Source organism: Coleofasciculus sp. D1-CHI-01 (genome assembly GCF_040218875.1).
In the GTDB taxonomy this organism is placed as follows: domain Bacteria; phylum Cyanobacteriota; class Cyanobacteriia; order Cyanobacteriales; family Coleofasciculaceae; genus Coleofasciculus.
The window spans coordinates 1-5,948 of record NZ_JAVJQP010000175.1; the positions used below are offsets into that span (position 1 = coordinate 1).

Genomic DNA, 5,948 nt, shown 5'->3' on the forward strand with positions numbered 1-5,948 from the left:
CATATCCCCATATTACCATTTAATTTAGTAAATAAAAACTAATAATTTGATGATTGACGGGATATTGAAACCCGTAAATCATCCGCTATCCAACCCCGACTTGCTATCGCTGAAGTCGGGGATAGTCGCGATTTAGTTCTAGCTTTCATCGAAAATTAGGGTTGGTAAGGGGGCGAATGGAAATCCCTTTCATTTATGTATGGGGAGGATCTTGCCCCCAAAAGCTAAAGTCAGAATCGAGCTGAGTGCATCTCTAGTTTGTAGTCCATTTTAATGGACTTGAGCTTTTAGCCGGAAATTTATTTCCTGGCGTCCAAGTTGGTGGTATCATTATCCGCCGATTGAGATTTAGGTATGCCAAACTCGTCTGGCATATCTTCCAAACTCCATTTCAGCAGCCGACACAGCGCTTTAACTTCACGGGGAGTCATCTTTGGCTCATATATGCCTGTTTCCCAGTTGCTAATGGTTTGATCCGTCTTTCCTAGAGCTAGGGCAATATCTCTTTGAGTTAAGCCTAGTTCCTCTCGCCGCTTTCTTAAGCGTGACTCTCGATCTTGCTGTCGTTCTTCCTTCATGTTGTCCAAACAATATTATCCAAGCAGGCTTGACAAGCGTCTTCCAAGTATGCTTGGATAAGAAGCGTGGGATAAATAAGCAGGCGATCTAAAAGCCAAAGTCTGGAGCTTTTGTCTCCAGAGCTTCCCAGATGCCTGCCCATTTCTCAGTGTCTTATAGAATCGTCATTCTACCAATACTTTACCAGTGACCAGTGGTCGCTCACTCTGTTATGTCTTCTGTTTCAGCTTTCAATCACTCCCAGGCTCTAGACTCTAGGTGCTGTGCTTTATGGCGGCTATTAGCTCATCAAGCGTGCAGTTCAACACCTCCATCAACAGCTTCGTTTGCTCAAACGTCAGCTTAGGCTCTACCGAACCTTTTTCCCAGATGGAGATTGTCTTTTGTGTCACTCCGATGGCACTGGCAAGTTCCTGCTGAGTTAAGCCAGCTCTTTGCCGCAATTTCGTTAGTGTGAGTCGAGCATTTTTTTCAGGCATTATACTTTAGAGTATATTGTGGCAAGCAATATACTCAGACATTATCAGCAGATTGCGATCGCGGTGGTGCTAAGTCATCAGGCAAATCATCAATCGTCCACTGCAATACTCGACAAAGTGCTTTTACTTGCGGCAAGGTCAGCTTGGCTTCCCTGTACCGTCCCGTTTCCCAGTTACTTACAGTTTGCACAGATACATTGACAGCTACAGCCACATCCCTTTGAGTCAAACCCAACTGATCTCTGCGGCTTTTTAGGGGGGATTCCTGCTCTACCTCTTGTTTTTCGGTCATTTCAGCTTTATTATAAGCCCCTAATATAAGCTGCTTGACATCCTAGCTATAAGCAGCTTATATTAGGGATGGCATAACTAAAGGTTAGGCAATTGCAAAGCTGCTTTACAGCTCGTTAGTTGCCCTCCCAATTTCAACACAACATCAAAGACCAGACAACTTAAACAGCTCCGTCAAGATACGGCGTGGCTGACTGGTCTTTCCTTTTCAGTGTCTCATCTTAACCAAATATCCATGAAAAAATCCCCAGTGACGGAAGCTCATCGCGTCGCCACAGACATTGCTGCCATAAAATCCGCCCTCCAACAACAGGGCTACACCACCCGCAAGCGACCCAAACAAGCCGCTTGGACAATTATTCCGCTCAATCAGCGCCTAATCCTGAAATCTTACCCCAACAGTTAATCATCAGATCCCCCAAACTCCCCATAACCCATGTTTGGACGAAGGGCGGGTTTTGCCTTTGAAGTTATCGGTAGATACCAAAATTAAACGCCTAAACCCGCCCCTACAACTGACATGCCATGGCATATCTCTACCTATTGCGATCGCTAACTCTAGTTACTAGACCGATGTTTTAGGGGGATCGAAAACTTACAAACTCAACCAACTGGTATCATGACACCTTTATTTCGCCGCCTCCAACCCGCCCAGAAATTCCGCATCAGCCTCGCCACGATCGCGAAATTCCTAAAAATCCCCAAACACCTAATCGTGCGTGTGGAATCCTGGGCATATATCGTCTTTGTTCATCGCCGTGACAAAGGTGGACAATTCATCAGTTATCGCCAATTACGCCAATGGTTCAACGCGATCGCCTGCCAAATTCAACACTGTACCACCTGCCAACAACTGCGGCAATTGTGGCTTGCAATTGAGAGCGATCGCAAACGGCATCATAAACAAGACAATCACCAGCATGTCTCCTGGTTATGCAATCTCTGGACACAGCACTGGCAAAGGCTTGGGTATGAACAACCGATGATCTCCTAACCTGGAGACGCTTGCATCGCGATATCCTTGGAGAAAGCATCCATCTGGGAACCTGCGCGGATTCTGTTCATCTCCTCAAGATTTTCCTACATAAAAGTTAATTATTATGAAAGTGATTGCATCGATTTTTTTACATACTTAAAACTTGAACCTTACACGATCAAGCAGACTTCAACTAAAAAAACTATGGAGTCTAGATGATCAGGCGATCACAGCCTCATGGATGACAGAAAATGACTTACTTTACATAAATCAATAATAGTTAATCTATAACTTTAGATAGATAAAACTGAATCGTTATGTTCCTAAAGTTGTAGGACAAGTGAATGGAGGCGGTCATAGATAGAGAGTTGGTAGAAACTAATGCATGACCACAATCCTATTGCTTTTTGCAGTAAGAACGTAAGGAGAATTTGATGGTAACCGCCACAGCACCAGAACAAAAGGTGAAAATCGGTCCGACTCAGTTGTTAATTAACAACGAATGGGTGGAAAGCGCCACAGGTCGCCGATTTGAGACGATCAATCCCGCCACAGGAGAGGTCATCTGTGATGTGGCTGAAGCAGATGCCCCCGATGTAGATAGGGCGGTACAAGCAGCGAGGGCAGCATTTGAGAGTGGAGAATGGCGCACCATGTCCGCCAGCAGTCGGGGACGATTACTCTATAAACTGGCAGATTTAATTGAGCAAAATAAAGAAGAACTGGCACGATTAGAAAGCCTTGATAACGGCAAACCATTGGGCGAGTCGATGAATGCTGACTTGCCATTAACCATTGCTTGCTACCGCTATTATGCAGGTTGGGCAGATAAAATTGAGGGCAAAACCATTCCGATTAATGGTCCTTACTTCTGCTATACGAGACATGAACCTGTGGGAGTCGTGGGTCAAATTATTCCCTGGAACTTCCCCTTGTTAATGCAAGCCTGGAAACTAGCACCAGCATTGGCGGCTGGTAATACAGTAATTCTAAAAGTAGCAGAACAGACACCTCTAACCGCATTGCGAGTGGGTGAACTGATTTTGGAAGCGGGTTTCCCACCGGGCGTAGTGAATATTCTACCCGGTTATGGACCCACAGCCGGGGGTGCGATCGCGTCTCATCCCGATATCAATAAATTAGCCTTTACAGGTTCAACAGAGGTGGGACATTTGGTCATGGAACAAGCCGCCAAAACCAACCTCAAGCGCGTCACCTTAGAATTAGGGGGCAAAAGTCCAAATATTGTCTTTGCTGACGCTGATATGGATGCGGCGATTGAAGGTGTCCACCACGGTCTATTTTTCAACCAAGGTCAATGTTGTAATGCGGGTTCACGAGTATTCGTGGAAGAAAAATGCTACGACGAGTTTGTGGCTAAATGTGTAGAACGGGCAAAACAGCGCATCGTCGGTGATCCTTTTGACGCCAATACCAAACAAGGACCCCAAGTGGATCAGGCTCAATTTGATAAAATTATGAGCTATATTGAAGCGGGACAGCGAGAAGGGGCAAAAATGCTGTGTGGCGGAAATCGAATTGGCGATCGCGGCTTCTTTGTTGAACCGACTGTCTTTGCTGATGTTGATAACTCCATGAAGATTGCTCAAGAGGAAATCTTTGGTCCGGTGATGAGCATTATTAAGTTTAAAGACATTGATGAAGCGATTCGTCTGGGAAACACCACCATGTACGGACTCGCCGCAGGTGTGTGGACAAAAGACATAGCTAAAGCTCACGCGATCGCTCATAATGTGCGTGCGGGTACAGTTTGGGTAAATTGCTACCATGTCTTTGACGCGGCGGCACCCTTTGGTGGATTTAAACAGTCTGGCATAGGTCGCGAACTGGGTGAGTATTGTTTGGAAAATTACACTGAAGTGAAAACCGTAACCGTGCAACTGTAGGCGACAATATCATAACAGTGGGATGGGGGAGTGGTTAGTTGATTAAAAACTAATGATTCCCCTATCTCTACCTGAGTTCAAAGTAAAAAAAATATTGTCACCTTTGTGATAAGTAGTTATAAGTAGTTGCAAAAGTAGACATAATTACTGAGCAAGGGAACAGTATCGTAGTATCGTAAGTAGGTTGGTGGAAATAAACTTAACTAGATTAAGTTATGTCAACAAACCTCAAACCCTTACTGTTCCCTGTTCCCCGTTAAGAGTTCCCTAATCTCAACCGTTAACTTTAATTGTGTCCACCCACTTATATATGCCCTATAGTCAATTCAAAACTATCGCTCAAGCTAAAGCGGCTTTCCAACTGACTGTCATTGAAGGCAGTCGCTTTTTGCCTGAAACTTCTCCGGTTGCCCCTTCGCCAACTCTCTCAGATTACTTACAGGAAACGTTACCGATTGTGGCTACTTCTGGTAGTGAAAAAGCCCGTTCGGAGGGTATTATCTATCCAGTATTAATCGATGTCAGGAAAGCTCTTAATCGCCAAGTGAGTGTCTTCTCCGGTGAGGAATTTAATGTTGACGAGTCGGTCGGTCTTAATGGCTTGTTCGATTTCCTGTTGACTCGCTCAAAAGAAGTCTTAGAGATTGAAGCACCAGCGGTAATTGTTGTGGAAGCTAAAAAGACTGACCTCAAATTGGGCTTTGGGCAGTGTATTGCCGAAATGGTTGCGGCTCAACGCTTCAATGAGGGACAAGGACAACCTATTTCGACGATTTACGGCAGTATCAGCAATGGCAATCAGTGGCAATTTCTCAAGCTGGAAGGTATGACTCTATTCATCGATTTGGCAGTCTATCCCTTGCCGCCAGTTGAGGATATTCTTGGTGATCTTGTCTGGATGGCTCAAGCCCCTCAACAATTGTACCCATGTAGCCCTTGCGAAAATACCGCGTTGTAGCTCCGTCTCTTGAGGGCTGTGAAGCGCTGTATCATCAGGTCAAAGCCTTAGATATCCCGATTGACATTTTGATTAATAATGCTGGAATAGGTCTTCCCGGATGCGATCGCGCAAAATGTCCAATTTTTCAAACGATACAGTCCTAGTTTATTAAACTGGATTACGAATGAGTTTGCAAAGAGATTAAACCGTGGTACAAGTTAGTCGTTCTCGCTCAACAGTACAGCAGGGTAATACCAGTCACAAGCAGTTGATTATCGGCGGAGGGTTTGTGGGATTGGGTATGGCTCAAGCCCTTAAAGCGGCGGGTATTGCCTATGATCAGGTAGATGGCAGTGATGATATCGGTGGCAATTGGTATCACGGGGTTTATGAAACTGCCCATATTATTTCATCCCGAACCATTACCCAATTTACTCATTTTCCCATGCCTGATGATTATCCCGACTTCCCCAGCGCTCAACATATGCGGGATTATCTGAATCGTTTTGCCGATCATTTTCAGTTACGGGAGCAGATTGAACTTAATCGTACTGTTGAGTATGTCCGACCCATTGAAAACAATCTCTGGGAAGTAACCTTTGTCAATGGAGAACAACGGATTTATAAAGGCGTACTACTGTGTAACGGACATCATTGGTGCAAACGGTTTCCAGAATTTGAGGGACAATTTCACGGGGAAATTATTCATTCTAAAGATTACAAAAAACCAGAACAACTGCGGGATAAACGAGTGCTAGTGATTGGCGGTGGAAACT

General features: G+C 44.9%; 8 protein-coding genes and 1 pseudogene. 6 read left to right on the top strand and 3 right to left on the bottom strand.

Annotated elements, in window-relative coordinates; translation table 11 throughout:
• Nucleotides 1-299: 299 nt before the first annotated feature.
• The 3 genes from RIB93_RS30075 to RIB93_RS30085 all read right to left on the bottom strand — a co-directional run bounded on the left by RIB93_RS30075 (nucleotide 300) and on the right by RIB93_RS30085 (nucleotide 1,350).
• Entirely contained in the window at nucleotides 300-578 is a 279-nt protein-coding gene (locus RIB93_RS30075) for a helix-turn-helix transcriptional regulator (RefSeq protein WP_446378594.1), read from the bottom strand.
• 255 nt (nucleotides 579-833) lie between these two features.
• Nucleotides 834-1,058 carry a helix-turn-helix transcriptional regulator gene (locus RIB93_RS30080; RefSeq protein WP_446376681.1) on the bottom strand — a complete coding sequence of 75 codons (225 nt, stop codon included), beginning with the start codon at nucleotides 1,056-1,058 and terminating at the stop codon, nucleotides 834-836.
• Nucleotides 1,059-1,092: 34 nt separating this feature from the next.
• The gene (locus RIB93_RS30085; protein ID WP_006098025.1) at nucleotides 1,093-1,350 is read right to left on the bottom strand and encodes a helix-turn-helix transcriptional regulator; all 258 of its coding nucleotides are present in this window, start codon (nucleotides 1,348-1,350) and stop codon (nucleotides 1,093-1,095) included.
• A gap of 234 nt (nucleotides 1,351-1,584) precedes the next feature.
• Here RIB93_RS30085 and RIB93_RS30090 point away from each other — a divergent pair, with 234 nt between their 5' ends.
• The 6 genes and pseudogenes from RIB93_RS30090 to RIB93_RS30115 all read left to right on the top strand — a co-directional run.
• Nucleotides 1,585-1,755 (top strand): hypothetical protein, encoded by a 171-nt coding sequence (locus tag RIB93_RS30090; RefSeq protein ID WP_446378588.1) that lies wholly within the window; start codon nucleotides 1,585-1,587, stop codon nucleotides 1,753-1,755.
• Between the two features lie 213 nt (nucleotides 1,756-1,968).
• Complete coding sequence (locus RIB93_RS30095; RefSeq protein WP_446378590.1) at nucleotides 1,969-2,343, top strand: hypothetical protein; 375 nt, start codon at nucleotides 1,969-1,971, stop codon at nucleotides 2,341-2,343.
• Nucleotides 2,344-2,759: 416 nt separating this feature from the next.
• Nucleotides 2,760-4,232, top strand: a complete 1,473-nt coding sequence (locus tag RIB93_RS30100) for an aldehyde dehydrogenase family protein (protein WP_446378592.1) — start codon at nucleotides 2,760-2,762, stop codon at nucleotides 4,230-4,232.
• 310 nt (nucleotides 4,233-4,542) lie between these two features.
• Nucleotides 4,543-5,190 carry a hypothetical protein gene (locus RIB93_RS30105; RefSeq protein WP_446378596.1) on the top strand — a complete coding sequence of 216 codons (648 nt, stop codon included), beginning with the start codon at nucleotides 4,543-4,545 and terminating at the stop codon, nucleotides 5,188-5,190.
• 11 nt (nucleotides 5,191-5,201) lie between these two features.
• Nucleotides 5,202-5,291, top strand: a pseudogene (locus RIB93_RS30110) (SDR family NAD(P)-dependent oxidoreductase); the annotation flags it as partial.
• 182 nt (nucleotides 5,292-5,473) lie between these two features.
• The coding region (locus RIB93_RS30115; RefSeq protein WP_446378598.1) for a flavin-containing monooxygenase at nucleotides 5,474-5,948 on the top strand (475 nt) is incomplete at its 3' end.